Source organism: Glycomyces amatae, assembly GCF_020991375.1.
Lineage (GTDB): Bacteria > Actinomycetota > Actinomycetes > Mycobacteriales > Micromonosporaceae > Glycomyces > Glycomyces amatae.
Window position 1 is genome coordinate 345,495 of the sequence record NZ_JAJLQZ010000002.1, and the last position, 25,050, is coordinate 370,544.

Here is a 25,050-nt window from a genome sequence, read left to right on the forward strand (position 1 = left end):
GCTCAATGGAGGCGCTCATGGCCGTTCCCTCTGCGCTCACCAGTTGGCAGGTCGGCATCCATCTCGCCGACCGGCGCCAAGCCCTGGGACTCTCGCCGCTCAAACTCTCCCTGACCCTCGGCATCAGCGAAGGGACCGTTCGCAACTGGGAGAGGGGCGAGACGCTCCCCAGCTACGCCGAGGTGCTCGGCCTCGGCAAGGTCCTGCGCATGGGCGAGGAGATGACCGAGTTCCTGGCGGTCATCGCCCGCGACAAGAAGAGCCTCAACCTGGAGACCCATCCGCGGTACAACGCGCTGGGCCTGGCCAAGGCGGAACTCCACTACGGATCGATTTGGAAGTGGGAGCCGCTGATCTTCCCCGGGATCGCGCAGACCCGGGCCTACAACACGCAGGTCCTGCAGGTCGCCGAGGACACCACCGACCAGCAGGCCAAGTTCGGGGCGGACTTCAAGGAGCAGCGGCAGGAGGACATCAAGGACCGGACGACGCCGTACCGGATGAGCATCATGATCGGCACCAACGCCTTCTACGACATGAAGGTCATGGAGCGCGACGACCGGCGGGAGCAGATCGAGGCGCTGCGGGAGTGGAACGCCATGCCCGACTGGGAGATCCGGGTCATGAACCGGCCCAGCGACCTCGGCGGGCCGTTCGAGGTCTACGTGCCCGGGAAGAGCCCGACCGCGGGCCCGGCCTTCGTCTACGCGCAGATCCAGGACCGCAGCTGGTGCATCGAGGAGTTGAAGCGGGTCGAGGGATACCATGAGCGCATCAAGAAGAACTGGACCCGCGGCGACGACTTGGAGGCTTTCCTTGAAGCAGAACGTGACCGCTTGGCGTAAGAGCACGCGCAGCAATAGCGCCGGGACCTCCGAGTGCGTCGAGCTGCGCCGGTCCTGGCGCAAGAGCACGCGCAGCAGCAGCGGTAGCGACGGCAACTGCGTCGAGATCGCCCCGTGCGGCGACGCCGGTTTCCACGTGCGCGACTCGAAACTGGGCGATGCCTCCCCCCTGTTCGACCTGAGCGAGCGGGACCTCACCGCCCTCATCAACGCCACCGCTTGATCACGACGACTTCGCCTGCGGCCCCGCCCTTTCGGACGGGGCCGCAGTGCTCGACGGCCTGCTGCGCGGACGGGGGACGTGCTTGAACCGGCGGACGACCCATGAGGAGATCCTCGCCGAACGGCTCCGCGAAGCCGGTTACGCCGCAACGAGAGTCGAGAGTGCCGTCGGCGGGGTGGTCGCCGTCGCCGGACTGGTCGCGCTCCAAGACGGCTCGCAGGTCTTCGCCAAGACGCTGCCGGGACCCGAGACGGACGTGTTCACCGTCGAGGCCGCCGGGCTCGCCGCGCTCCGCGACCTCGGCGGCACGAACACGCCCGAGGTGCTGCACGCCTCCCCGCGCCTGCTCGTCCTGGAGCGGATGCGGCCGCGCCGCGACGACGAGCCCTTCTGGGAACGCCTCGCGCACACGGTCGCCGCGCTGCACACCTCCACCGTCGGCGACCGGTTCGGCTGGCACCGCGACGGCTGGCTGGGCCGGCTGCGCCAGGACAACGCCTGGGAGCGGGACGGCCACGTCTTCTTCGCCGAGCGGCGCGTCCTGCGCTGGCTGTCCGAACCGCTGGTCGGGGCGGCGTTCGACCGCGAGGAGCGCCGGGCCCTCGAAGGCCTGTGCGCCGCGCTGCCCGAGCTGGTCCCCGCGCGGCCGCCGTGCCTGCTCCACGGCGACCTGTGGCAGGGCAACGTCGTCGCCACCGACGGAGGCGAGCCCGTGCTCATCGACCCGGCCGCGTCCTACGGCTGGCCCGAGGCCGAGCTCAGCATGACGTGGTGCGCGCTGCGCCCGCCCGCCTCCGAGCGGTTCTTCGCCGTCTACCGGGAGGTCGCCGGGCTCGACGACGGCTGGGAGGAGCGGATGCCGATCCTGCACCTGCGGGAGCTGCTCAGCGTCATCGCCCATGACGACGACGACGACGGCGGCGCGGCGGCCGCCGTCCGGGCGGTCATCGCGCCGTTCCGGCGCCGCGGAGCGCCCCCGCGCTGAGGCCGCTCGCGGTCCCAGGCGTCACAGCCGTGCTCCTCGGGCACCGGGACGGGCCGGCCGGGGCGTAGTCTCGCGAAGCCCCTTCGGCCCCTGCGCATCTCGAAAGGAAGCCATGCCCTCCTCGTCTTCCCGCACCGCCCCGAGCCCCTGGCCCGTGCTCGGCGTCTTCACGCTGCTCGCCTTCCTGTTCTCCGGGGCGATCGGCCTGCTCCAGCCGGCGGTCGACGCCGAACTGCTCACCCTCGCGCAGTTCGGCCCCGCGCTCGGGGCCCTGGCGACATGGCTGATCTACCGCAGGCGCCTCAAGGCCCTGCTGCCGCAAGCGGTCTCGCGGAAGCAGGTGGTCGCCCACACCGTGCTGATGGCCGCCGCCGTCGCGCTCTTCGCCGCCCTGGCCATCGGGTTCTCGCTGGCCACGGGGACCGGTCTGGCGGGCGTCTCCAGTGTCGCGGGGGCGCCGTTCGTCCTGTACCTGGTGCTCCAGCTCGTCGGGGCGACCGGCGAGGAGATCGGGTGGCGCGGCCTCATGCAGCCGCTGTTCGAGACCCGGATGGGGCGCTTCGCGGCGTCGGTCGTCACCGGTGTCGTCTGGGCCCTGTGGCACGTCCAGATCTTCACCGCCGGGCTCCTGGTCGCCGCCTCGTTCCTCGTCTCGACCATCGCCTTCGCGGTCCTGCTGGGGCACATGGGCAACGGCGCCTTCTGGCAGCGCGTGGCCACGGCCGCCGCGGGCCACTGGCTCATCAACGTCGCCCTGCACACCGTCGCGGGCGAGGAGGTCAACGAGTCGCCGCAGGTGTACGTCACCGCCGTCGCCGCCGTGGTCACGACCGCGGTGTTCATGGCGCTGTTCCGGCGCGCCGTCGCCCGGCGCCGCGGGCGGGAGGCCGCGGCCCTATAGGGACGGCTTGCGGGCGGTGCCGACGAGGTGGGGGCTCTGGGAGACCGGCCACGGCAGGAACGGGAGCCGCTCGGTCGCCAGGTCGTCGGTCGCGAAGCCCGCCTCCCGGATCGCGCCGAGGGTGTCCCGGGAGAGGTGGCAGCCGCCGTTCAGGTGCGTCCAGAGGACGGCGTCGAGGGCCTTCTCGGTGAAGCGCCGGGCGCGGCCGGGCGAGCCGACGTGCTCGAAGCCCACCAGAGCGCCGCCGGGTTTGAGCACGCGCGCGATCTCGGCCAGGGCCGCGGCCTGGTCGTCCACCGAGCAGAGCACGGCCGTGGCGACCACGGCGTCGAACGAGCCGGTCTCGACCGGCAGCGACTCGGCGGTGCCCTCGACGACGGCGGCCTTGAGGCCGAGTTCCTCGGCGCGTTCGCGGGCCAGGTCGCGGAAGCGCTCCTCGGGTTCGACGGCGACCAGTTCGGTCACGGCACCGGGGTAGTGGGGGAAGTTGGCGCCGAAGCCGCAGCCGATTTCGAGGACGCGCCCTTCCAGCGGGGCGAGCAGGCGCGCGCGCAGCGCGGCGAGGCCGCGCTCCTCGAGCCGGGCGGCGGCGTCCGGGTACCAGCGGGCGAACAGGGGTCGGTTGCGGCGTGCCAAGGGGGTCCTCCTCTGGGGAGCGTGTCAACGCGGGCATTGCTCGTGTTCGAGCCTAGTCAAGAGTGTTCACCGGTGGGTGCCGCAGGGCGGCGGCGGGGACCGCCGGGGTCACTCCTCGTCGCGCTGCGACCGGGCCAGGGCCACGACGGCGACCACGACGCCCAGCAGCAGGATCGCGGCCACGAGGAAGGTGTCGACCGCGAACAGGGCGTTGAGGCCCTGCGCGAGGAACGGGGCCGCCATCGCGAGGAGGGCCGCCAGGGCGATCCAGCGGGCGTTGCGGCGCATGAAGTCCATCGGTGCTCCTCCCGGGTTCCCCGCGAGCCTACGGGAGGCGCCGGGGCGGGTGGACCCGGCGTCGCCCGGGGCGCTCAGTTGGTGCGGGTGTTGGGCAGGTGGTCGCCGAGGTAGCCGATCCAGATCTTGCCGGTCGCGCCGCCCGCGTCGTCGAGGAAGTGCATGCGGGGCGCGGGCGAGCCGACGGCCTGGAGCTTGATGTGCGAGGGCATGAAGACGCGCCCGGACGGGTCGATCTGGGCGGGGACGCGGAAGACCCGGGCCCGGTGGTACTTGGGGTTGCCCGAGACCGAGTCGGACTCCTTCATGGACACCATGGCGGGGGTGATGACCGGCGCGCCGGGCAGGGGCCGGGCGCACCAGTCGTAGAAGCCGCCGGTGAAGCGGTCCTCGGCGCGGGCCTCGGCGTAGGCGTCGAGGGCGAGCAGGGCGTCCCAGGCCTTGCCGGTCCAGCGGCGGCGCTGGCGCGGGTACATGACGTCGAGCCGGGAGACCTCGGTGTCGAGGGTGTCGGGCAGGTCGAGGCGGCGCAGGCGCCTGCGGGCGCGCTGGACGACGTCCATGAGGCTCTCGGCCTCCCAGTGGCCGTCGAGGTCGGTCTGGACGCCGTAGACGGGGTCGGCGTGCTCGGCGAGGCGGCCCTCGAGCCAGCGGACGCGGTCCTGGGCCTTGCGCTCGTGCTCCTGGAGCTCGACGTAGTCGGACTCGAGCTGGTCGTACTGCTCCTGGAGCCGTTCGAGCCCGTGGCCGCGGCCGTGCGGGCCGAGGAGGCCGGAGGCCTCGACGGCGCGGGTGAGGGCGTCGAGGTGGGCGGACATGGTCTTGATGAGCGCGGTGGTCTCGGAGTCGCCGCCGCGGGCCATGTCGACGAGGGCCTCGAGGACGCTGTCGTCGAGGTGGTCGGCGAGCCGCTCGGCGATGCGGTCGGCGAGGCCCTCGGCGGCGGCGGGGGTCTCGACGACGGCGGGGGCGGCCTCCGGCGGCGGTGCGGGCGCGACCGGCGGCGGGGCGGGCTCGGTCGGCGCGGGGGCGGGTGCGGCCGGCGGCTCCGGCGCGGGGGCCTGGGCGGGCGGGGCGGCCCGCTGCGGCCGCGGCTGGCGGGGGACGGCCATCGCGGCGGGGCTCGGCGGCGGGGCGTGCAGGTCCCCCGGGGCGAGGGTCCCGGCGAGGACGCGGGCGACGCGCGGTTCGGTCTGGCGCACGTCGGTCGGGAGCGGGCGGTGCACGGAGAGGTCGGCGACGCCTTCGACGACGACGCCGAGCGCGCGCACCCCGTGGTCGCGGATGGCGCCGCCGCCGCGGGGCTGGTGGCGCATCGCGTAGGTCTCCTCGCCGGGGCGCACGCCCGGCAGGTAGGTGCGCAGGCCGCCGCCGAAGACGCTGAGGTCGGGGCCGAGCCAGGCGTTGAGGTCGTCCTGGGTCCTGGTGTCGTAGAGGCGCGCGACGACGGCGACGCCCGCGAGGGCCGCGGCCAGGTGGTCGGCGCAGGCGGTGACGAGTCCGGGCTCGGTGCGGTCGGCGGTGAGGACGATGACCGGGACCCCGCGGTCGGGGTCGGCGAGCCAGGCGGTGAGCTCCTTGACCTCCTCGGGGCCGACCAGGTGCGGGCCCGCCTCGACCGGGACGGCGCCGTCGGTGGCGCGGCCGGTGGCGAGGAAGGGCGCCACGAACCCGGGGGCCTGGGCGGGGGGCTCGTCGGCGTCCCCTTCGACGGTGACGCGGACCCAGCTCTTGGCGGGGTCGGGGGCCGCGGCCCAGGTCGCGGTGGTGCGCAGACGCCCGCCGGGGGCGGGCGCGTCGAGGAGGTAGCGGCCGCAGACCCCGTCGTCGGCGAGGACGGCCCGGCCGCGTCCGGCGGCACGCTCGAGGCGGGGCGAGCCGTCGTCCGCCACGCCGGCCCACGCGGCGAACGTCCGCCGCAGGCGCGGGCCGAGCCGCTGGCCGCCGTCGCGGAGCAATGCCTGGTAGAACTGCGTCACGGCGCCTCCAACGGTCGGGCACGAGGCCACATTGAGGCAACATGCTACTGGAGGCGGGCGGCGCGGTCGTCATCCAAGTCCGATAGGGACGGTCGGGCGGAGGGCGCGCGGAGGGCCCGCGGCGCGAGTGCCGCGGGCCCTTGGGAAGCGGGGCGCGTCAGGTGGCCTCGGGGGCGGACTTCTCGGTCGCGGCGGGCTCGCCGGCCTTGTCGAGGACCGGTCCGCCCACGTCCCGCTCGGCGCGGTGGCGGCGCACCGAGTGGACGACGGCCGCGGTCCACGCGGCGGCGATGACGATGTAGACGGTCGCGGCGACCCCGCCGGGGGCGTCGATCCAGTCGCTGCGCAGCAAGGTGCGCGTGTTGGTGAGGACGATGACGCCGCCGACGGCCGAGCCGAGGACGCGCGGGGGGATGTGGCGGACGAGCCAGGCGGCGATCGGCGCGGCGATGAGGCCGCCGAGCAGCAGGACGCCGACCCAGGCGAAGTTCACGCCCTCGCCGCCGATGCCGATGATGAAGCCGATCGAGGCGGCGACGGCGACGAGGAACTCGGAGGTGTCGATCGAGCCGATGACCTTGCGGGGCTCGATGCGGCCGCTCGCCAGCAGCGCGGGGGTGCCGACCGGGCCCCACCCGCCGCCGCCGGAGGCGTCGAGGAAGCCGCCGACGAGGCCCAGCGGGGTCAGGAACCGCTTGCGCAGCGGCTTGCCGAGGTGGCGGGTGTCGACGCCGCGGAAGGTGAAGCGGATGAGCAGGTACAGGCCCAGGGAGAGCAGCACGAGCGCCATGAACGGGGCGGCGAGCTCGGTCGAGAGCCAGGAGAGGAAGGTGGCGCCCGCGAAGGCGCCGACGGCGCCGGGCACGCCGATCTTAAGGACGACCTTCCAGTCGACGTTGCCGAAGCGCCAGTGGGCGGCGCCGGAGGCGAGGGTGGTGCCGATCTCGGCGAGGTGGACGGTGGCCGAGGCGGAGGCGGGGTTGGCGCCTATGGCGAGCAGGAGCGTCGTGGAGGTGACGCCGTATGCCATGCCGAGGCTGCCGTCGACGAGTTGGGCGGCCAGACCGACCAGGCCCAGGAGGACGAGGGTGCGCACGGGGAAGCCTTTCGGGACGTTGTCCGGGCAAGTAATTCTACTAAATCTATGGGAAATATAGATTGTCGTGGAGTAGCCGTCAACCGGCGGTCCCGAAGCGCGGGACGCCGCGGCGGCGGGGCTGGAGGCCGGGGTTTCGCGGCGATTCCGGGACGCGGGCGCGCCGCGGGGCCCACAATCGGGCCAGACGCCGCCGCCGGCGGCTCAGCAGAGAGGAAGCAGCATGAGCCAACTCATCGCCGTGGGCTACCCGGACGTCGCCACCGCGCAGACGGTCCTGGCCAAGCTCGCCGACATGCAGAAGCGCGAGCTCATCAAGCTCGGCGACGCGGTGGTCGTCGAGCGCCGGGACGACGGCAAGGTCAAGCTCCACCAGTCGAACTCGCTGGTCGGCGTCAGCGCCGCGGGCGGGGCCCTGTGGGGCGGCCTCATCGGCCTGCTGTTCTTCGCGCCGCTGCTGGGCATGGCCGTGGGCGCGGCGGCCGGCGCCGCGGGCGGGGCCATGACCGACGTCGGCGTGGACGACTCCTTCATGAAGGACCTCGGCAGGGAGCTCAGCCCGGGCAGCGCCGCGCTCGTCCTCCTCGTCCTCACCGCCACCCAGGACAAGGTCCTCGAGGAGCTCGGCGGCCAGTACCAGGGGCGGCTCCTCCAGACGAACCTCTCGTCCGAGGACGAGGAGCGCCTGCGCGAGGCCATCGACGAGCAGACCTCGGGAGCGGCGGGGAACCGGACCGCGGAGGCGCAGCCGACGCAGCCCGCGGGCGCCTGACGCACGGGACGGAAGCGGACGGGAGCGGCCCCCGTCCGCTTTCGCCGTTTCCGGGGTCCGGGGGCGCCCGGCCCGCTTACGCTCGCCTCGTGAAGGCGACGGGGCGCGTGGCGGACGACATGCAGGGGTACATGCGCTCCTATGTGCTGCCCGAGACCCCGTGGAGCCGCATCGCCGGCGGCCACCCCGGCTCGGTCCTGGTGCTGCGGCTGCTGCCGCTCCTCCTGCTCGCCGTGACCGTCCCGCTCTCCTTCGTGAACCCGATCATGATCCCGTACGCGAGCTACGCGCTCGTCTTCCTGCCCGCGTTCACCGCCCTGGTCAACGGCCCGGTCGCGACCGCCCTGGCCGCGCTCCTCGTCGTCGCGGTCGCCTGCACCGGGGCCATGGGGATCCTCCCCTACCCGCACATCGCCTGGGGCGACCTGCCCGCGGTGGCCGCCGTCGGGATGCTGTGCGCCGCCCTCGCCTGGATCAGGAACCGGATCGTCATGCGCCTGCTCGACATGACGTTCGTGGCCGAGACCGTCCAGGGCGCGATCCTGCCCGAACTGCCCGAACGCGTCGGCGGCGTGCGGGTCGCCGTGGCCTACCGGACCCCCGAGGGCAGCCCCGGCCTGGTCGGCGGCGACTTCTACGACGTGCAGGAGACCGAGGCCGGGGTGCGCGCCGTCGTGGGCGACGTGCAGGGCCACGACCTGAGCACCGTGCAGCTCACCGACGCGCTCCTGGGGACCTTCCGGGAGCGGGCGCTCGACGACCCCGACCTGACCGTCCTGGCCGCGCGCATGGAGCGGCGGGTGCGCCTGCACAACCGGGGCCGCGACGAGTGGGACCAGTCCTTCGCCACCGCCGCGCTCGTCGAGATCACCCCGCGGCACGACACCGTCCGCGTCGTCCTGTGCGGGCACCACGCGCCCCTGCTGGTGCGCGGGAGCGCGGTGCCGATCGACGCCAGGCCCATGCCGCCGCTCGGGCTCGTCGACTTCGGGCTCCAGCGCGCCGAGATCCGCGAAGCGACGCTCATGCCCGGCGACCTCATCGTGGTCTTCAGCGACGGCATCACCGAGGCCCGCAACGGCGAGGGGCGGACCTTCCCGCTCACGGCGATGCTCAACTCCCACATCGCCGCGGGCGTGCGCGACCCGGACGCGCTGCACCGCAAGCTCAAGGCCGACTTCCGGGGCGGCGGGTTCGTCCGCACCGACGACCTGACCGTGCTCATCATGCAGGTCTCGGGGTCGGCCTCGCGGTAGGAGGCGGGAGCGGCGCCGCCCCGTTCGGGACGGCGCCGCAAGGCCAGCGGCGTCATGCCGTGCGGACGGCCCGCCGCGGTAGGCCCTAGTGGCCGTCGTCCGACGGCTCGAAGTACTCGCGGGTCTGGGCCTCGGCGGGCTCGCCCATCGGCAGGCTCACGGTCACCGCCTCGCCGTTGGAGAAGAGGAACACGACCTCGACCTCCGAGGCGGCGGTCAGCTCCTCCTTGAGGCCTTCGAGCATCAGGTACGAACCGGCCTCGGGCTCCAGGCGCACATGGGCGCCCGGGGCGATCTCCACGGTGAAGTCGCGCTCGCCGGACGGGGCGTCGCCGCCCTCGTCCCCTCCGGGGGTCGCGGTCTCCGCGGCGGTCGGCGACTCGCCGTCCCCGCCGGGCGTCGGGGACGCGTCGGCGCTCGGGGTCTCGGAGGCGTCCGCCCCGGGGGTCTCGGAGGCGTCGTCGGAGGTCTCGAAACCGTCCGCCTCGGACGGGGAGGGCTCCTCCTCGGTCGGCTCGGCGGGGTCGCCGTCGGGCGTCGCCGAGGAGCCGCCCGGCGGGATCTCGGTCGGGCCGGTCGCGCCCTCGGGGTTCACCAGCGTGACGGCGTCGGCGTCGGGACTGGTCACCCCCTCCAGGATCACGGTCTCCCCGCCCTCGTTGGCGATCCACACCCGCAGCGGGGCCGAGCCCCCCTCCGGGTAGCCCCCTGGCCCGCCGAAGTCCACGTGCAGGTCGCGCAAGGCCAGATCCCCCGCATTCACGTTGATGCCGTCGATGGCCGGGACCTTGTCACCGGTCTGGGCGTCCTGGCCCGCACCGCATCCGGTCAGCGCCAGGCCCGCCGCCGTCAGCGCGGCGGCCCAACGCCCCGCGGCCCGGACGGCGCCCCTGGCGGCGGTGCGGCCCGCCTCGGTGTTCGCGTCTCGTCTCTCCACAAAAGCCACCTTACGGGCGCCGGTGCGCCGGGCCCGCCGCGACATACCGGACGCGGCGGCGCGGCGCGGTGCCGGATCGGGGCCGGTCCGGGAGCGGCGGGGCGTCAGGTCCGGCGGCGGCCGACCGCGCGGTGGTCCAGGGCGGCGAGCACCCGGTCGATCAGGGCCGGGTCGCGGCCCGGCGAGGACCGCAGCCGCAGCACCCGGCCCGTGGCCGCCGAGAGCATCTCGCCCTCGACGCGCCGCACCGCGTCCAGGCGCTCGGCCAGCCGCTCGACCTCGGGGTCCCCGCGGTTCTCGACCAGGGCGGCGACCTGCTCGGACCGGCGGCCGAACCAGCGCTCCATCTTGGCGGCCGCCTCGTCGTCCACTTCGCCCGCCTCGCGCAGCTCGCGGAGGCGGCCGGTGGCCGCCGCGGCCGCCTCGGACATGATCGAGCGCAGCGCCTCGGTCTCCTTCGCCTCGTCCTCGCGCACGCCCAGGAACGCGATGAGCCCCGGCAGCGTGAGCCCCTGCGCGACCAGGGTGGCGAGCACGACCGCCACCGCGAGGAACTGGATCTGCTCGCGGCCGGGGAACGGCGCGCCGTCGGCGGTGGTCTCCGGCAGCGCCAGCGCGGTCACCACGGTGACCACCCCGCGCATGCCCGCCCACGCGGTGACCGCGGCCAGCCGCGGGTGGTTCCCGATGTCCTTCCAGCCGATGCCCATGCGCCCCAGGAGGAGCGCGAGGCCGAGCCAGACCGCGCGGACGGCGATCACGGCCCCGGCCACGGCGAGGGCCTTCCACAGCAGGTCGCCGACGCCGGGGCCGGCGGCGTCGATGATGTCGACCAGCTCCATGCCGACCAGGCCGAACGTGAGCGCGTTCAGGGCCGTCTCGAGCACGTCCCACACCGAGCCCTGCACCAGGCGGCCCTCGAAGTCCTCGGGGTCGTCGGAGCGGGCGACGAGGTAGAACGCGGCGCAGATGACGGCCAGGACGCCGGAGGCCCGGAGGCCGTCGGCGAGGAGGTAGGCGATGTAGGGGCCGGTCAGGCTCAGCGCGGTGCGGACGCGGCTGTCGTCCACGAGGGAGCCGAGTTTGACGAGGAACCAGCCCGTGGCGAGGCCGACGGCGGCCGCCGCGACGGCCGAGTAGGCGAACAGGCCCGCCGACCACAGCACCGAGACCGAGCCGCTGACCACGCCGACCACGGCCACGTTGTAGAGGGTCAGGGCCGTGACGTCGTTGAACAGGCCCTCGCCTTCGAGGACGGTGACCAGGCGCCGGGGCAGGCCGAGCCGGTCGGCGACGGCGGCGACCGCGGCGGCGTCCGGCGGGGCGCAGATCGCGCCGAGGACCACGGCGGCCCCGACCGGCAGGACCGGGCTGATCGCGGCGGCGAGCGCGGCGACCGCTGCGGCGGTGACGAAGACGAGGACGACCGCGAGGAACAGGATCGGGCGCCAGTTGGCGGCGAAGTGCCGCCAGGAGGACTTGCGGGCCGCGGCCCACAGCAGCGGCGGCAGCAGGATCGGCAGGAGGTGCTCGGGGTCGAGCTCGAGGGCGGGCACGCCGGGGACGAGGCCGAGGGCGAGGCCGTAGACGCAGATGAGGACCGGGGCGGGGATGCGCATCCACTCGGCGGCGGCCGTCAGCAGCAGGCCGCCGACGGTGAGGGCGAAGAGGGTCGCCACCAGTTCCATGCGCGTCCCTCCTGGTCCCGGGCGTCCGGGTCATCCTATGCGCGGCGGGGGCGGGTTCGGACGCTCTCGGCCACCGAATGCCCCTTTTGCGACTATCGTTTCGGCCTATGAGCACTGTCGACACCGCCGAGATCGTGGACGCCGCCCACCCCGCGCCGCCGGTGCTGAGCAGGTCCCGCCGCAACCTCGTGTTCGTCACGATCCTGCTCGGGATGCTCATGGCCGCGCTGGACCAGACGATCGTCTCGACGGCGCTGCCGACGATCGTCGCCGACCTCGGCGGCGCGGGGCACATGGCGTGGGTCGTGACGTCCTACCTGCTCGCGGAGGCGATCGCTTCGGCCGTGGTGGGCAAGTTCGGCGACATGTTCGGGCGCAAGGCGGTCTTCCAGATCAGCGCGGTCGTGTTCGTCGGCGGCTCGGCGCTGGCGGGGTTCAGCGACGACATGGTGTTCCTCATCGCCGCGCGGGCCGTGCAGGGCCTGGGCGCGGGCGGGCTCATGGTCACGGCGATGGCGCTCATCGCCGACGTGATCCCGCTGCGCGAGCGCGGCAAGTACCAGGGCGCGATGGGCGCGGTCTTCGGCGTGACGACCGTGCTCGGGCCGACCCTGGGCGGGCTGTTCACCGACCATCTGTCGTGGCGGTGGTGCTTCTACGTGAACGTGCCGATCGCGGTGGTCATGATCGCGATGGCGGCGGCGTTCGTGCCGCGGGTGCGGTCGGCGGTCCGGCCGGTCATCGACTACATGGGGCTGGTGCTCGTCGCGATCGGCACCTCGCTGCTGATCCTGGCGCTGGAGTGGGGCGGGGACGAGTACGCGTGGGACTCGCCGACGATCCTGGGGATGTTCGCGGGCGCGGTGGTCGCGCTGGCGCTGTTCGTGGTCGTGGAGCGGCGGGCGGCCGAGCCGATCCTGCCGATGGGACTGTTCGCCAACCCCGTGTTCACGGTGTGCTCGGTGCTGAGCTTCATCGTGGGGTTCGCGATGCTCGGGGCGATGACGTTCCTGCCGACGTACCTCCAGTACGTGGACGGGGTCTCGGCGACCGTCTCGGGGTACCGGACGCTGCCGATGGTGGCTGGCATGCTGTTCACCTCGATCCTGTCGGGCGCGGTGGTGAGCCGGACCGGGCGGTACAAGCTGTTCCCGATCGCGGGGACCGCGGTGATGGCCGCGGGGCTGTACCTGATGTCGACGATGGGGCCGGGGACGAGCGTCTGGCTCGAGTCGCTGTACATGCTGGTCCTGGGCCTCGGGCTGGGCCTGGCGATGCAGGTGCTGACGATCGCGGTGCAGAACACGGTGCCGTACGCGCAGCTGGGGGCGGCGACCTCGGGCGTGACGTTCTTCCGGACGGTGGGGTCGACGTTCGGGACGGCGATCTTCGGGACGCTGTTCACCAACCACTCGACGCCGCTGCTGGCGTCCGCCTACGCCGAGAGCGGGATCGACCCGGCGGCGGCGGCCGGTCCCGGTGCGCTGCACGAGCTGCCGGAGGAGGTGATCGCGCCGGTCGTGCAGGCGTACGCGGACTCGATCAACTTCGTGTTCTTCTGGACGGTGCCGGTGGCGGCGCTGGGGTTCCTGGTGGCGTGGCTCCTCAAGGAGCGGCCGCTGCACGACGCGGCGCGGGGGCGGGCCTCGGACCTGGGCGAGGGGTTCGCGGCCCCGGACCCGGCGCCGTCGGAGGAGCGGTTGGCGCGCATGGTCTCCGACGTGATGCAGCGCGAGCGGCGGACGGTCTACACCGAGGTGTACCGGTCGGCCGCGAGCGCCTCGCCGCTGGACCGGGCGGGGACGTGGGCGCTGCGGCAGGTCTACATGCGGCAGGTGGCGGGCGTGGAGGCGACGGTGTCGCGGATCGCGGCGGCGCACCGGCTGCCCGCGCAGGTGCTGCTGCCGGTGTTCACGCAGGCGGTGCGGGACGGGTACCTGGCGGTGGACGAGGGGCGGCTGCGGCTGACGGTGCGGGGGCTGCTGGAGTTCGAGCGGTTCATCGCGGCCTGGCAGCGGTGGCTGGACCGGCGCCTGGACGACTGGGACATGGACGACCCGCAGGACCGGGCGGTGTTCAACCGGGCGGTGACGCGCCTGGCGCGGGACCTCGCCGCGCAGGAGTCGTTCTCGGACGGCGAGCCGAAGGCGCGGGTCGAGGTCGGCAGCGCCTAGGTGTGATGTCCGGGAGCGTCTCGGCGGTTCTGTGCGAATCGGACACCAGAGGGACCCCCGGGGGACGACCATGGCGCGGGGGTGCGACGGGAATGCCTGCCCCGATGTCGGACACGCGCCGGACCCCGAAGCGGGGTCCGGCGCGTTCGCCTTGCGGCGCAAGGTGTTCCGATGCCGAGGTCAGGCGGTGGTGCGGAGCCAGACGGTGGTCTCGGGCGGCAGCTCGCCGCCCTCGACGGGGCCGCTGGCGAGGAGCACCTCGCCCTCCGGCAGCGGGGCGGGCCCGGCGCCGAAGTTGGCCACGGCCTCCCAGCCGCCCGCGCGCTTGACGTGCAGCACTTCGGGTCCCGAGGGCGCCCAGTCGAGCGCCTCGGTCGTCTGGAGCTCCCGGCGCAGCGCGAGGGCGTCGCGGTACAGCGCGAGCGTCGAGGCCGGGTCGCCCTCCTGGGCCTCCACCGAGAGGCCCCCGAACCACTCGGGCTGCGGCAGGTGCGCGCCGTCGTCGCCGAACCCGAAGGAGTCGCCGCCGGTGGTCCACGGGATCGGCACGCGGCAGCCGTCGCGGCCGACGTCGACGCCGGGGCTGCGGAAGAACGTCGGGTCCTGGCGGTCCTGGGCCGGGATGTCCGCCACCTCGCCGAGCCCGAGCTCCTCCCCCTGGTAGAGGTAGGCGCTGCCGGGCAGGGCGAGCATGAGCAGCGTCGCGGCGCGGGCGCGGCGCAGCCCGGCGGCCGCGTCGAGCGCGGGCTCGGCGCCGCCGGAGAGCAGCCAGGCGCGGCCGCTGCGGCGCGGCTGGTCGCCGTTGGGCGGGAGGCCGTAGCGGGTCGCGTGCCGGATCACGTCGTGGTTGGAGAACACCCAGGTGGTCGAGGAGCCCGAGTCGGCGGCCTGCTCGAGGTTGTCGGTGATGATCCGCCGGAAGGCGCCCGCGTCGAAGTCGGCCTCGAGGAGGTCGAAGTTGAACGCCTGGCCCAGGCCCTCGGCGCTGGCGTAGCGGGCGCGGCGCCAAGGCGGGTTGACCCACGCCTCGGCGACGGCGATGCGCGGCGGGTCGTACTCGTCGAAGACCCGGCGCCAGTCGGCGTAGATGTCGTGGACCTCGTCGCGGTCCCACAGGAGGTGGGTGCCGGTGGCCTTGTCCATCGCGGCGAGCTCGGTCTCGGAGGGCAGGTCGTCGGGGAGGTGCTTGGCGAGGGCGTGGGCGACGTCGACGCGGAAGCCGTCCACGCCGCGGTCGGACCAGAAGCGCAGGGTGGTCAGGAAGTCCGCGCGGACCTCCTCGTTGCGCCAGTTGAAGTCGGGCTGCTCGATGGCGAAGAGGTGCAGGTACCACTGGCCGTCGCCGACCGGGGTCCAGGCCGGTCCGCCGAACATGGAGGTCCAGTCGGCGGGCGGCAGTTCGCCGCGTTCGCCGAGGCCGTCGCGGAAGACGTACCGGTCGCGCTCGGGCGAGCCCTTCGGGGCGGCCAGGGCCTGGCGGAACCACTCGTGGCGGTTGGAGGAGTGGTTGGGGACGATGTCGACGATGAGCTTGATGCCCTTGTCGTGCAGGGCCTTGATCATGACGTCGAAGTCGTCGAGGGAGCCCAGGCGGGGGTCGACGTCGCGGTAGTCGTCGACGTCGTAGCCGCCGTCGGCGAGCGCGGACGGGTAGAAGGGGCTGAGCCAGACGGCGTCGACGCCGAGGTCGGCGAGGTAGCCGGCGCGGGAGGTGATGCCGGGCAGGTCGCCGATGCCGTCGCCGTTCGCGTCGGCGAAGCTGCGCGGGTAGATCTGGTAGACGACGGCCTGGCGCCACCAGTCGGCGTCGGCCGCGGCGCGGCCGCCGGTGATCGGCTCGGTCATGTGCGGGTGCCTTTCTGCGGTGGTCGAATCGCCGGTGGTGCCGTACCGGTGCCGGTGCGGCGACATCATTGATCCGGTGATTAAATCTAATGTAAAAATCAATTTGCCACCGTCATACTGGTACACCGAAGGCGAGGTGTCAAGCATCGTGACCGCGATCGACGAGAGGGCCGCGTTCTCCCAGCGACGGGCGAACGCGGCCGCCGTGCTGGACCGCGGGTGGGACGCGCCGGTCTTCACCGCGAGTGACGTGATCGCGGCTACCGGGCTGGCCCGTTCGACGGTGATCGCCCTGTGCGACGAGTTCGTGGAGCGCGGCTGGTTCGCGGAGCTCCCGAACGCCCGGGTTGCGGGCGGGGAGTACCGCAAGGGGCGCCCGGCTCGCCGGTACGAGCTGCGCGCCGACGCCGGAGCGGTCGTGGGCGTCGACGCCGGGCAGCACTGCGTCACGGCCGCGGTGGCGGACTTGCGCGGGAGGGAGCTCGCCCGCGCCCGCACCGGGCTCGACTCCGACGACCCGGTGCGGCGCACGGAGGCCACCGACACGGCCGTCGCGGACGCGCTCGAGCGGGCCGGCGTCGACGCTGCGTCGGTCCTGTGCATCGCGGTGGGGGTCCCCGCCCCGACCGACGCCGACGGCAACTCCCCCGAGAGCGAGTTCTGGTCCCGCATGAACCCCGGTTACGCGGCGCGCTTCCGCGACCGGGGGTGGCTCACCGAGGTCGAGAACGACGCGAACCTGGCCGCGATCGCCGAAGGGGCGGCAGGGGCGGGCAGGGGCGCCTCGTCGTACGTCACACTCGTGTCCGGGGAGCGGTTCGGCGCGGGGTACGTGGTGGACGGGCACCTGGTGCGCGGGCGCCGCGGCGGCGCCGGGGAACTGGGGCTGCTCGCACTGGTCGACGGCGTCGGCTCGGCGCACGGCGTCGGGGCGCTGCTGCGCGAATGGGCGCTGGAGGCCCGGGCGGCGGGCGCGCTCCCGGACACGAGCCCGCTCATGTGGACGGCGCCTGAGCAGACCGGCGCCGAGACGGTGCTGAAGGCCGCCGAGGCCGAGGACCCGGCGGCGCTGAAGCTCGTGGAGCGGATGGCCGAGCGACTGGCCCGGATCTGCGCGGTCCTGGGAGGACTGCTCGACGTGGAGCGGATCGTTTTCTCGGGCGCGGTCGCCGCCTCGCTTGCGCCGGTCCTGCGGCACGCAGCCGCGCGCCTCGAGGACCTGACACCAGCGCCGGCGCCGGAGCTCGTGGCCTCGACGCTGGGCGGGGGCGTGGTCAGCGTCGGGGCGCTCACGCGGGCGCTGGAACTGGTGCGGGCGAACGCGATGACGCTCGACCCGGTGCCGCGCGGAGCCGGTCCGACCGGCTGAAGCAGCGGTGTCCCGGGCGCGGGGTCGCGGGCGGGCGCGGACCGGGGGCTTCGGACGGTTGCGGGCGGCGGACGACCGGCGGCATCAGCGAACGGTCGCTAATCGCGCCCAGAGGCCCGGGGCGGGACGCCGGCGACTGCCGCGGTTTCGGCGATGCGCCGCAGTTCGGGGGCGATCCGCCTTACCAGGCCGGAGAACTCCTCGAACACCGACCGTGCGGTGTCCGGATCCGGTCGAAGCAGCCGCTGGAGGCTCTCGGGCGTCACATCTTCGCCGCTTCGCGTCAGGGCCAGGAATCCTTCGAGTCCTTCGCGGGAGGTGCCGCGCATCGTCTCTCGGTAGGAGGTTCGCATCGCCAGTTCCCTACCGAGAACGTCGGTCATCGCATCATGGTAGGCGACGGGCAGGGGGCCGACGCTGATCTCGCGGCGCCGTTCTCCTTGGCGGATCACGGCGACGCACTCCGATCGCCGCGTCCCGTCCTCGGAGTCTGACGGTGCGGGCGTTCGCGACACGACGAATCGCCATCTGCCGAGCAGCATTGCGACGGCGATGCGGTCGCGTGCACGGCCTTGGCGGCTGAAGAGCACCCTGAGGAGGCTGAAGGTGCGGACGTCCATGGGGCCGAAGGCATGTTCGGTGTCCGCCGCGAACCGCTCGAACGCGGCGGCCGCTCCCTCGACGTCGTCGGCCTCGGCCCGCTGTATCACCAGGTTGACCAGCACACGGATCGTCTGAGCGTGGCCGGCCCCCAAGGCCCGGTCCATGTCGTCGACGAGCACTTCGAGTTCGGCGGCCGCACGGGCGGGGTCGCCGGCTTCGCCTCGCCAGCGCGCCAGGTTGGACCGGACCCTGAACAGGTTCGGATACTCCGGAGCGAAGACGTCCTCCATGTCGCTCAGGAGCGATTCGAGTGCGGCCACGGCGGCGCTCGGGTCGTCCGCTCCGAGCCGGTTGGCCGAACTCGATCGCAGCGAGAACGCGGTCTCGCTCTCGGCGGAACGCCGCTCGAACTCGACGCGGACGTCCTCCGTCATCGCGGCGTCGGCGGCAGCGCCCGCCGATTCTCGCAATCCGACCAGTTCGGCCTTGAATTTGAGGACCTGGGCGTCGGCGGCGCCGAGCACGTCTTCGGCGTCGGCGACGATGCTCGTGTACTGTTCGACCGCCCGGTCCGGAAACCCCATCTGCCCACTGAGCCTCGCCAGGTCGGCCCGGTGCCACAAGGTGCGGATGTCGGTCGGGCCGTGAACGCGGACCATGCGCTCGAGGAGCCCGTCGAACACCCGGACCGCCCCGGAGAAGTCGTGCGCTTCGGAGAGCACGCTGCCATGGCTCACCTGCGCCGCCAGCGTGTCCGGATCGTCCCGTCCCAGCCGGGCCTCGCCGAGGGCCGTCAGCGCTTCGAAGTAGGCGGCGGCTTCACCGGTCCGGCCCCATTTCCCAAGGCTGATGCCGATGCGCATGAGGAGGGGGTGCATCCCCCCTTCGAAGAGGAGTTCGTCATGCTCGGCGCGGAGCCGCGCGGCGCTCGCCCGCAGTACGGCGCCGACGGCCGCACTGAGATCGAGGCGCTGCCAGGAGAGTTCCAGGCAATCGGCGGCGACCACCGCCATGCGGCGGTGTCGCTCGGGAGAGAACCAGTCGCGGACGATGCGCTGGACAAGCGAGTGCACGTCCACCGTCTCACCGTCCCAGTTGAGGAGCGACAGGCGGTGCAGGCGTGAGAGCACCGCCTCCGTCTCGTTCGCGATCGCGGTGCGGGGGGACAGGCCGGTCGACGACGTTGTGGTCTGGAAGTACCGTGATGCGGCCTGGTGCAGATAGAATCCCGTGGGAATCCCGTTCGGCTCGACCATGCTGGCCAGCTCGAGCAGCCTCGTCGGCATGCCGTTCGGGTAGTCCGGATCAGCTCGCTCGACGGCCAGTGAAAGCGCCGCCGCGGCCGACCGACGGTAGTCGTCGGGAATAGCCCGAGGGCTGAGATCCGCGAGCTTCGTGGTGCGGTCGGCGAGGCGTTCGCGATAGGCCTCGCAGTTCAGGCTCGGCATGTCGAGAATGTAGGCAGCGGCCTGAGCGAGCGCGAGCGGCAGATGGCCCAGGTCCTCGGCCAGCGCAGCGGCGCCCTCCAGGCGCCGGGAGTCATGACGCAGCCGACCACCGAGGAAGTCGGCGGCCTCCTCCGGGCTGAACATGCCGACGTCGGTTCGCGCTCGACCAGCCCCATCGAGTGCGGCGTCGCGTCGACGAGTGGTGATGACGGTGCGCCCGTTCCTGTTCGCCGGCGGCCAGAGGCCGATGAGGTCGTCCTGAGCGGTGAGGTCGTCGAGCACGATCAGCCATCGAGGCGTATCGGGGCGGTCGAGCCAGGCCAGAAACCGCTGCGCGGCGTGTTCGCCGCCGGCCGGGTCGGCGCCGCAGACCTCGGCGGCGGCTTGACCGAAGGCGGCGATGATCGCGTCACGACTGCCAGCGTTCACCCATACCAGCAGGTCGACCTTACGGTCGGCCCACTGCTTGAGAGCGCAGGCGGCGGCGATCTGGGTCTTCCCCACGCCGCTCATCCCCGACAGGATCTGGATGGCCGCGCCTCCCTCGGCGAGTGTGGCGTTCAGACGCGCATCGACCGGCCGGTCCTGCCGCGCGGCGGCCAGCGGCGGGATCGTCCCGAACCGTCGCGGTTCGAACCTCGACGGCGGGTCGCGGTCAAGCAGTCGCAGCAGGTTCTCGGACCGGAACCGGCTCCATCTCGGGTACAGGATGACGTTCCGTATTCCGTTGTTCTCGGCGCGGAAACCGTAGGAGGTGATGATGTAGCGGCATAGGACTTGCAGGTAGGGGTGCTCGTCGGCGCTCGACGCCCCGGGGCCGCCGGGCCCGGGGTCGTTCTCTAGGAGCCAGGCGTGGACGTCGCTGACCAGGTCATCGAGGTCGGTGCCGTCGACCAGCGGCCAGTCCTGGGTCTTGCCGCGGCACAGGGTGGTGCGGAGCTTCTTCTGGAGGCGGGGCTCGCCGGGGAACAACTCGGTCGCAGTCTCCGCCACGGCGGCGGTGATGACCGCCGCCAGTTCGGCCTGCTGGTCCTTGGCAGGGCGGCCTTGCGTGAGCTGCCGGCTCCGCAGCTTCACGTCGAGGCCGGCGGCGATGCGGCTGCCGACCCACTTGGCGGCCGCTGCGCTGACGAGGTCGAAGAGGGGTTCGATCACGTGGGGTGGAACCTCCGTGTCCGTGCCGCTGAAGCCAACCCATCATACTCGCCGGCATGCCACCCGTGCTTGCGCTGCGACCGAGGCAGCAGGCCGCGGCCGGTGCCGTGGGGCTCCGCTGCGAACCGGACCGGGCAGGAACGGACGGCCGGGGCGGCGTCCTTGGGCGCCGTCGCAGCGGGCCCGTTCACCCGCCGCGGGGCGGGTGGACGGGCCCGGGCGGTCAGGCGCGGCCGTACTGGACGGGGAGGGGGCGCTCGTCGCCCAGCTCGGCGGCGGCCTCGTGCGGCCAGTAGGGGCGGCGCAGCAGCTCGCGGCCGATGAAGATCGCATCGGCCTCGCCGTCGGCGAGGATCTTCTCGGCCTGGCGGGCCTCGGTGATGAGTCCGACCGCGGCGGTCGGCAGCCCGGTCTCGCGGCGCACCCGCGCGGCGAAGGGGACCTGGTAGCCGGGGGCGGAGGGGATGGGCGCGCGCGGGACGTTGCCTCCGGAGGACACGTCGAGGAGGTCCACGCCGTGCTCGCGCAGGAGCGCGGCGAGGCGCACCGTGTCGTCGGCGGTCCAGCCCTCGGGCTCGATCCAGTCGGTGGCCGAGACGCGGTAGAGCAGCGGGGCCCGCTCCCCCACGACGGCGCGGACGGCGTCGACGACCTCCAGGTGGAGCCGGGTGCGGTTCGCGAAGGAGCCGCCGTACTCGTCCTCGCGGCGGTTGGACATGGGCGAGAGGAACTCGTGGAGGAGGTAGCCGTGGGCTGAGTGGATCTCGAAGACCTCGTACCCGGCCTCGGCGGAGCGGCGGGCCGCGTCGGCGAAGGCCGCGACGACGCCCTGGATCTCCTCGCGGGTGAGCTCGTGCGGGACCTGGAGCTTCTCGCTGAAGGCGACGGCGCTGGGGCCGACGGGCTTCCAGCCGCCCCCGCCCTCGGCGAGGGAGGCGCCGCCGTTGAACTCGAGGTCGGTGCTGGCCTTGCGGCCCGCGTGGGCGAGCTGGATGCCGGGGACCGTGCCGTGGGCGCGCATGATGGCGGTGAGGCGGCGGTGGCCCTCGACCTGGGCGTCGTTCCAGATGCCGAGGTCGCCGGGGCTGATGCGGCCTTCGGCGGTGACGCCGGTGGCCTCCACGAGGATCAGGCCGGCGCCGCCGACGGCGCGGGAGCCGTAGTGCTGGAGGTGCCAGTCGTTGGGGGCGCCGGTGCCGGGTCCCTCGGTGTCGGCGCTGTACTGGCACATCGGCGCCATCCAGGCCCGGTTGGGGATGGTGGTGCCGCGGATGGTGAGCGGGGTGAACAGGTTGCTGGTCACGGTCGTTCCTTCGTGTGGCGCCGGTCGGGCGCGGTTGGCGGTGTCGGGCGGTCGCGGCGGCGTCGGCGCGATCGGGGCGGTCCGGCGACGCTATCCGATGATCCTGGACAGGGCCTCGGCGGTCGCCTGGGGCGGGGCCGGAGCGGTTCCGGCCGCCGTCCGGGTCGGTCTACTCGTCGAAGCTGGCGTAGTAGGAGGCGGCCATGTCCTCGCCGCCGCGGCCCTGGGCAGCGGCGCGGCGGAACCGCTCGGCCCCGGCCTCGGCCAGGTCGAGGCGGACGCCGGCGCCGCGGGCGGCCTCGACGATGAGGCGGGCGTCCTTGACGGCGGTGTCGAGGCCGAAGCTGGTGCGGCCGGTCTCGCCGTCGAGGATGAGGCCGCCCTTGACACGGGCGTACCCGGCGTCGAGCGGGCCGCCGTCGATGAGCTCGAAGAACCGCCGCGGGTCCACCTGGAGTCCCTCGGCGAGGGCGAGGACCTCGCCGATGCCGTGGGTGAGGACCAGGACCCAGCTGTTGGCGACGAGTTTGAGGCGCGAGGCGCTGCCGTCGGCCCCGTCGGTGCCGGTCCACACGGTCTTGGCGCCGACCGCGTCGAACACGGCGTTCGCCGCCGCGTCGCCGTTCGGCCCGGAGGCGAGGACGGTGAGCTTCCCGGCCTCGGCGGGCTCCCTCGTGCCGAGCACGGGCGCGTCGAAGAACACCAGGCCGTGCTCGTCGGCGAAGGCGGCCAGGGCGGCGACGCCCTCGATCCCGGCGGTCGTGGACTGCACCCAGCGCATGCCCGGGCGCAGGGCGGGCGCGGCCTGCTCCATGACGTCGAGCGCGGCGGGGCCGTCGTAGAGGACGGTCAGGACCGCGTCGGCGCCGTCGACGGCCGCTGCGGGGGTGTCGGCGATCAGGACGCCGTCGGCGGCCAGGGGCGCCGCCTTGTCGCGGGTGCGGTTCCACGCGCAGACCTCGTGTCCGGCGCGGGCGAGGTTGCGGGCCATCGCGGCCCCCATGATGCCGGTGCCGAGGACGGCCACGGTCGGCTTGTCGCTCATGGTGCTCCTTCTTCGCTGGTCGCGGGCGGCGGTCTCGGCGCCGGCGCGGAACGTTCGGCCCCCACATTACTTGCAAACGCGGGATAATTGCAAGCGATGGCAATTGGCGTGTTACCTATATCGCTGTACGCTAGACTTGCCCGGATCTCCGAGAGCGAGGAGGAGCGCTGTGACCGCGACCCCGGAGGCCACGACCGCCCTGGCGCAGCACTGGTGCGCGCTGTCGGCGCTGCACGAACGCATCGCCGACCGCGTCGAGCGCAGGCTGGAGGCCGAGCACGACCTGAGCGTCCGCGAGTTCTCGCTGCTCACCGTGCTCAGCCGCCAGACCAAGACGAGTCATCTCCAGATGCGGCAGGTCGCCGAGGCGATCGTGCTCAGCCAGAGCGCCACGACCCGGCTGGTGACCCGCCTGGAGGACCGCGGGCTGCTGGCGCGCACGATCTGCAAGGACGACCGCCGCGGCATCTACACGAACGTCACCGAGGAGGGCCTGAGGCTGCTCGGCGCGGCCCGGCCGACCCATGACGGCGCCCTGCACGAGGCGCTCGACGAGGCGCGGGAGAACCCCGAGTTCAAGCTGCTGGTCGAGGCGCTGGAGCGCATCGGCTGAGCATGGCGGCGGGCCTTACGGCCCGGCGGGGTCAGCTCTTCCAGAACTTGACGCCGGCGCGGGCGAGGGCGTCGCGCCGCGAGTGCTTGATACGGGACTGGTAGCGGTGGTTGAGCGAGAGGGCCGGGGGCTCGGACTCAACGCGGAAGACGTTGCCGAGCCAGCGGACCGGGTGCCCGTCGACCAGTTCCCACAGCTGGACGATCTTCTCCCCCGGGGTGACCGTCAATCTGATGTGGAGCCCTTCGAACTCGATCTCCTCGGACCGGATCCAGCCCACGACCGCCGGGTCGGGATATTTAGCGGGCAGTGCGGGTTCATCGGGTCCGTTCATCTCCGGGCCAGCCATTCCATGCATTGATGACAATCCGGTCTCCATCATCGCAGACCACGGTATGCACGCAACTGCCGCACAGAGTGACACCGGGTCCGCAATGGCCAGGATAGTAGGCGCTTCCGGCACCGCGACAGGGGGCGGGGCCCGCGGCGGGGGCCGGTGTGGCCCGCGACCGCCGCGCCGCGCCCGGGACGGCCGGGCCGGGAGGGGCCCGGATACTGGGGGCATGAAGCTCAGCCGCCCGGTCTCGGTGTTCCTCCTCGCGTTCGGCGTGTTCTCCGTTTTCGTCTGGACGACCTTCGTGAAGAACCTGTTCGCCGACGTCAGCGGCCTCGCGTTCGACGCCGCGGGCGACCCGACGGGCTACTTCTGGGTCCACATCGCACTCGCGGTCGCCTCGTTCGGGTTCGGCGTCGCGATCGGCGTCATCGGCCTGCGGGGCCTGCTCGCGCTCCGGCGGCCCGGCCGCGACTGATTCCTGAAAGGACCGTTCGACGACCGGGCGACTCGTCCGGGAGTCGGAAATCCGACCAGGGGTTTTTCACTCGTTCGGGACCGGCGTGCCGGAAGCGGGACCGGAAGGCGCCCGCCGGTGCGGGCGCCGGCGGCCTCAGGCCCGCTCCAGCTCCTCCATCGCCTCCGCGACGGCGGCGCGGTGCTTGTCGTTCTCCGTCTCCTCGAGGTGGTCCATGAACCGCAGGAGGGCCCAGGACCTGAGGCGCTCGGCGTCGACGCCGAGGCCCTCGGCGACCGCGCGCAGGAGGCCGGCGCCGCCGTGCGGGCCGTGCAGCTGCTGCATGAACAGGAAGTAGCCGCCGTCGAAGGCGCGCTCGGCGGCGTACGGTTTGGGGTCGATGACCAGCCACGGCTCCCGCTCGGCCGAGACGATGTTGCTCAGGTGGGTGTCGCGGTTGCCGATGCCCAGCTCCGGCGGGTCGGCGAGCGCGTCGCACAGTTCGAGGCCGCGGCGCAGGCGCTCCTCGCCGACGCGGCGGCGCGTCTCCGCCGAGGCGTCCGCGAACGCGGCGCGCCAGCCGTCGAGCATCTCGGTGGCCGCGGGCAGCTCGGGGAACCCCTCGGGGACGTCGATCGGGCGCCACAGGCGCCGGTAGAGCCCGCACGCGATGCCGATGCGCTTCCACGCCGACTCGGGCGTGCGGTGCCCGAAGAAGCGGGTCGACTTGAGCCGGTTGCCGGGCACGGCGTGCTCCATGAGCATCGCGCCGGCCTCGCGGTCGTACTCGTACAGGCGCACCGCGCCGTCGCCGTCGTAGGCGCGCAGCGCGGTGGGTTCGGCGCGGTTCTCCTCGTCGACGTAGACGACCTTGAGGACCGCCCGCCCGCCGTCGCCGCGGCGGACGGGGACGACGTACGAGTGCGAGCCGCCGCCGAAGGGGGCGCCGTCGATCCGCAGCGACCACTGGCGCGTCAGGCCCCAGACCGTCTGCGGGAGTGCGTCGAGCCATGCCTGACCGGCCTCGCCGTGCCAGCCGAGGACGTCGCGTCGAACCGAGGAGGGAACCACACCAAATCGCATCCGTAC

General features: G+C 73.3%; 22 protein-coding genes. 10 read left to right on the top strand and 12 right to left on the bottom strand.

Annotation, left to right across the window (positions count from 1 at the left end; translation table 11 throughout):
* Positions 1-17 precede the first annotated feature (17 nt).
* The 4 genes from LO763_RS04490 to LO763_RS04505 all read left to right on the top strand — a co-directional run bounded on the left by LO763_RS04490 (position 18) and on the right by LO763_RS04505 (position 2,954).
* Entirely contained in the window at positions 18-845 is an 828-nt protein-coding gene (locus LO763_RS04490) for a Scr1 family TA system antitoxin-like transcriptional regulator (RefSeq protein WP_230600747.1), read from the top strand.
* Positions 829-1,068 (top strand): DUF397 domain-containing protein, encoded by a 240-nt coding sequence (locus tag LO763_RS04495; protein ID WP_230600748.1) that lies wholly within the window; start codon positions 829-831, stop codon positions 1,066-1,068. Before LO763_RS04490 ends, LO763_RS04495 begins: the two co-directional genes overlap by 17 nt.
* Positions 1,069-1,150: 82 nt before the next feature.
* On the top strand, positions 1,151-2,053 hold the full coding sequence (locus LO763_RS04500; protein ID WP_230600749.1) for a fructosamine kinase family protein: 903 nt from the start codon (positions 1,151-1,153) through the stop codon (positions 2,051-2,053).
* Between the two features lie 112 nt (positions 2,054-2,165).
* A complete protein-coding gene (locus tag LO763_RS04505; RefSeq protein WP_230600750.1) occupies positions 2,166-2,954 on the top strand; it encodes a CPBP family intramembrane glutamic endopeptidase in 789 nt (262 codons plus the stop codon).
* On the opposite strand, the gene LO763_RS04510 is transcribed toward LO763_RS04505, so the two are convergent.
* The 4 genes from LO763_RS04510 to LO763_RS04525 form a co-directional block, all read right to left on the bottom strand.
* A complete protein-coding gene (locus LO763_RS04510; RefSeq protein ID WP_230600751.1) occupies positions 2,949-3,590 on the bottom strand; it encodes a class I SAM-dependent methyltransferase in 642 nt (213 codons plus the stop codon). The genes LO763_RS04505 and LO763_RS04510 overlap by 6 nt on opposite strands.
* Positions 3,591-3,698: 108 nt before the next feature.
* Positions 3,699-3,887, bottom strand: a complete 189-nt coding sequence (locus LO763_RS04515) for a hypothetical protein (protein WP_230600752.1) — start codon at positions 3,885-3,887, stop codon at positions 3,699-3,701.
* A gap of 74 nt (positions 3,888-3,961) precedes the next feature.
* Positions 3,962-5,866, bottom strand: coding sequence for a hypothetical protein (locus LO763_RS04520; protein ID WP_230600753.1), 1,905 nt, complete (start codon positions 5,864-5,866; stop codon positions 3,962-3,964).
* Positions 5,867-6,023: 157 nt separating this feature from the next.
* The gene (locus LO763_RS04525; protein ID WP_230600754.1) at positions 6,024-6,962 is read right to left on the bottom strand and encodes a sulfite exporter TauE/SafE family protein; all 939 of its coding nucleotides are present in this window, start codon (positions 6,960-6,962) and stop codon (positions 6,024-6,026) included.
* A gap of 223 nt (positions 6,963-7,185) precedes the next feature.
* Between LO763_RS04525 and LO763_RS04530 the strand changes: the two genes are divergently transcribed.
* Together LO763_RS04530 and LO763_RS29575 are read left to right on the top strand one after the other, a co-directional pair.
* Complete coding sequence (locus tag LO763_RS04530; RefSeq protein WP_230600755.1) at positions 7,186-7,734, top strand: DUF1269 domain-containing protein; 549 nt, start codon at positions 7,186-7,188, stop codon at positions 7,732-7,734.
* 89 nt (positions 7,735-7,823) lie between these two features.
* Positions 7,824-8,990, top strand: a complete 1,167-nt coding sequence (locus LO763_RS29575) for a PP2C family protein-serine/threonine phosphatase (protein ID WP_230600756.1) — start codon at positions 7,824-7,826, stop codon at positions 8,988-8,990.
* Positions 8,991-9,075: 85 nt separating this feature from the next.
* Here the strand turns inward: LO763_RS29575 and LO763_RS04540 are convergent, their stop codons facing one another.
* Positions 9,076-9,927 (bottom strand): copper chaperone PCu(A)C domain-containing protein, encoded by an 852-nt coding sequence (locus LO763_RS04540; RefSeq protein WP_230600757.1) that lies wholly within the window; start codon positions 9,925-9,927, stop codon positions 9,076-9,078.
* Between the two features lie 104 nt (positions 9,928-10,031).
* A complete protein-coding gene (locus LO763_RS04545; RefSeq protein WP_230600758.1) occupies positions 10,032-11,615 on the bottom strand; it encodes a cation:proton antiporter in 1,584 nt (527 codons plus the stop codon).
* A 107-nt stretch (positions 11,616-11,722) separates the two neighbouring features.
* Between LO763_RS04545 and LO763_RS04550 the strand changes: the two genes are divergently transcribed.
* A complete protein-coding gene (locus LO763_RS04550) occupies positions 11,723-13,789 on the top strand; it encodes an MDR family MFS transporter (protein ID WP_230600759.1) in 2,067 nt (688 codons plus the stop codon).
* 180 nt (positions 13,790-13,969) lie between these two features.
* On the opposite strand, the gene LO763_RS04555 is transcribed toward LO763_RS04550, so the two are convergent.
* The gene (locus LO763_RS04555; RefSeq protein ID WP_230600760.1) at positions 13,970-15,634 is read right to left on the bottom strand and encodes a glycoside hydrolase family 13 protein; all 1,665 of its coding nucleotides are present in this window, start codon (positions 15,632-15,634) and stop codon (positions 13,970-13,972) included.
* Positions 15,635-15,782: 148 nt separating this feature from the next.
* On the opposite strand from LO763_RS04555, the gene LO763_RS04560 reads away from it, so the two are divergent.
* A complete protein-coding gene (locus LO763_RS04560; protein ID WP_230600761.1) occupies positions 15,783-17,003 on the top strand; it encodes an ROK family protein in 1,221 nt (406 codons plus the stop codon).
* A 98-nt stretch (positions 17,004-17,101) separates the two neighbouring features.
* Here the strand turns inward: LO763_RS04560 and LO763_RS04565 are convergent, their stop codons facing one another.
* From LO763_RS04565 to LO763_RS04575, 3 genes are all read right to left on the bottom strand, one after another.
* The gene (locus LO763_RS04565) at positions 17,102-20,209 is read right to left on the bottom strand and encodes an NB-ARC domain-containing protein (protein WP_230600762.1); all 3,108 of its coding nucleotides are present in this window, start codon (positions 20,207-20,209) and stop codon (positions 17,102-17,104) included.
* 223 nt (positions 20,210-20,432) lie between these two features.
* Complete coding sequence (locus LO763_RS04570) at positions 20,433-21,512, bottom strand: NADH:flavin oxidoreductase/NADH oxidase (protein WP_230600763.1); 1,080 nt, start codon at positions 21,510-21,512, stop codon at positions 20,433-20,435.
* Positions 21,513-21,681: 169 nt separating this feature from the next.
* Positions 21,682-22,557 (bottom strand): NAD(P)-dependent oxidoreductase, encoded by an 876-nt coding sequence (locus LO763_RS04575; RefSeq protein WP_230600764.1) that lies wholly within the window; start codon positions 22,555-22,557, stop codon positions 21,682-21,684.
* A 169-nt stretch (positions 22,558-22,726) separates the two neighbouring features.
* On the opposite strand from LO763_RS04575, the gene LO763_RS04580 reads away from it, so the two are divergent.
* Positions 22,727-23,170 (top strand): MarR family winged helix-turn-helix transcriptional regulator, encoded by a 444-nt coding sequence (locus LO763_RS04580; RefSeq protein ID WP_230600765.1) that lies wholly within the window; start codon positions 22,727-22,729, stop codon positions 23,168-23,170.
* A 31-nt stretch (positions 23,171-23,201) separates the two neighbouring features.
* Here LO763_RS04580 and LO763_RS04585 read toward each other — a convergent pair whose 3' ends face one another.
* On the bottom strand, positions 23,202-23,504 hold the full coding sequence (locus LO763_RS04585) for a hypothetical protein (RefSeq protein ID WP_230600766.1): 303 nt from the start codon (positions 23,502-23,504) through the stop codon (positions 23,202-23,204).
* A 229-nt stretch (positions 23,505-23,733) separates the two neighbouring features.
* On the opposite strand from LO763_RS04585, the gene LO763_RS04590 reads away from it, so the two are divergent.
* On the top strand, positions 23,734-23,982 hold the full coding sequence (locus tag LO763_RS04590) for an SCO4848 family membrane protein (RefSeq protein ID WP_230600767.1): 249 nt from the start codon (positions 23,734-23,736) through the stop codon (positions 23,980-23,982).
* Between the two features lie 135 nt (positions 23,983-24,117).
* Here the strand turns inward: LO763_RS04590 and LO763_RS04595 are convergent, their stop codons facing one another.
* Positions 24,118-25,044: an aminoglycoside phosphotransferase family protein gene (locus LO763_RS04595; protein WP_230600768.1), complete on the bottom strand. Its 927-nt coding sequence runs from the start codon at positions 25,042-25,044 to the stop codon at positions 24,118-24,120.
* Positions 25,045-25,050 lie beyond the last annotated feature (6 nt).

Bases quoted from the DNA above. Each gene is read 5' to 3' on its own strand.
- LO763_RS04505 (WP_230600750.1), top strand. From the start codon at position 2,166: ATGCCCTCCTCGTCTTCCCGCACCGCCCCGAGCCCCTGGCCCGTGCTC.
- LO763_RS04530 (WP_230600755.1), top strand. From the start codon at position 7,186: ATGAGCCAACTCATCGCCGTGGGCTACCCGGACGTCGCCACCGCGCAG.
- LO763_RS04575 (WP_230600764.1), bottom strand. From the start codon at position 22,557: ATGAGCGACAAGCCGACCGTGGCCGTCCTCGGCACCGGCATCATGGGG.
- LO763_RS04585 (WP_230600766.1), bottom strand. From the start codon at position 23,504: ATGAACGGACCCGATGAACCCGCACTGCCCGCTAAATATCCCGACCCG.
- LO763_RS04515 (WP_230600752.1), bottom strand. From the start codon at position 3,887: ATGGACTTCATGCGCCGCAACGCCCGCTGGATCGCCCTGGCGGCCCTC.
- LO763_RS04595 (WP_230600768.1), bottom strand. From the start codon at position 25,044: ATGCGATTTGGTGTGGTTCCCTCCTCGGTTCGACGCGACGTCCTCGGC.
- LO763_RS04490 (WP_230600747.1), top strand. From the start codon at position 18: ATGGCCGTTCCCTCTGCGCTCACCAGTTGGCAGGTCGGCATCCATCTC.
- LO763_RS04555 (WP_230600760.1), bottom strand. From the start codon at position 15,634: ATGACCGAGCCGATCACCGGCGGCCGCGCCGCGGCCGACGCCGACTGG.
- LO763_RS04590 (WP_230600767.1), top strand. From the start codon at position 23,734: ATGAAGCTCAGCCGCCCGGTCTCGGTGTTCCTCCTCGCGTTCGGCGTG.
- LO763_RS04545 (WP_230600758.1), bottom strand. From the start codon at position 11,615: ATGGAACTGGTGGCGACCCTCTTCGCCCTCACCGTCGGCGGCCTGCTG.
- LO763_RS04550 (WP_230600759.1), top strand. From the start codon at position 11,723: ATGAGCACTGTCGACACCGCCGAGATCGTGGACGCCGCCCACCCCGCG.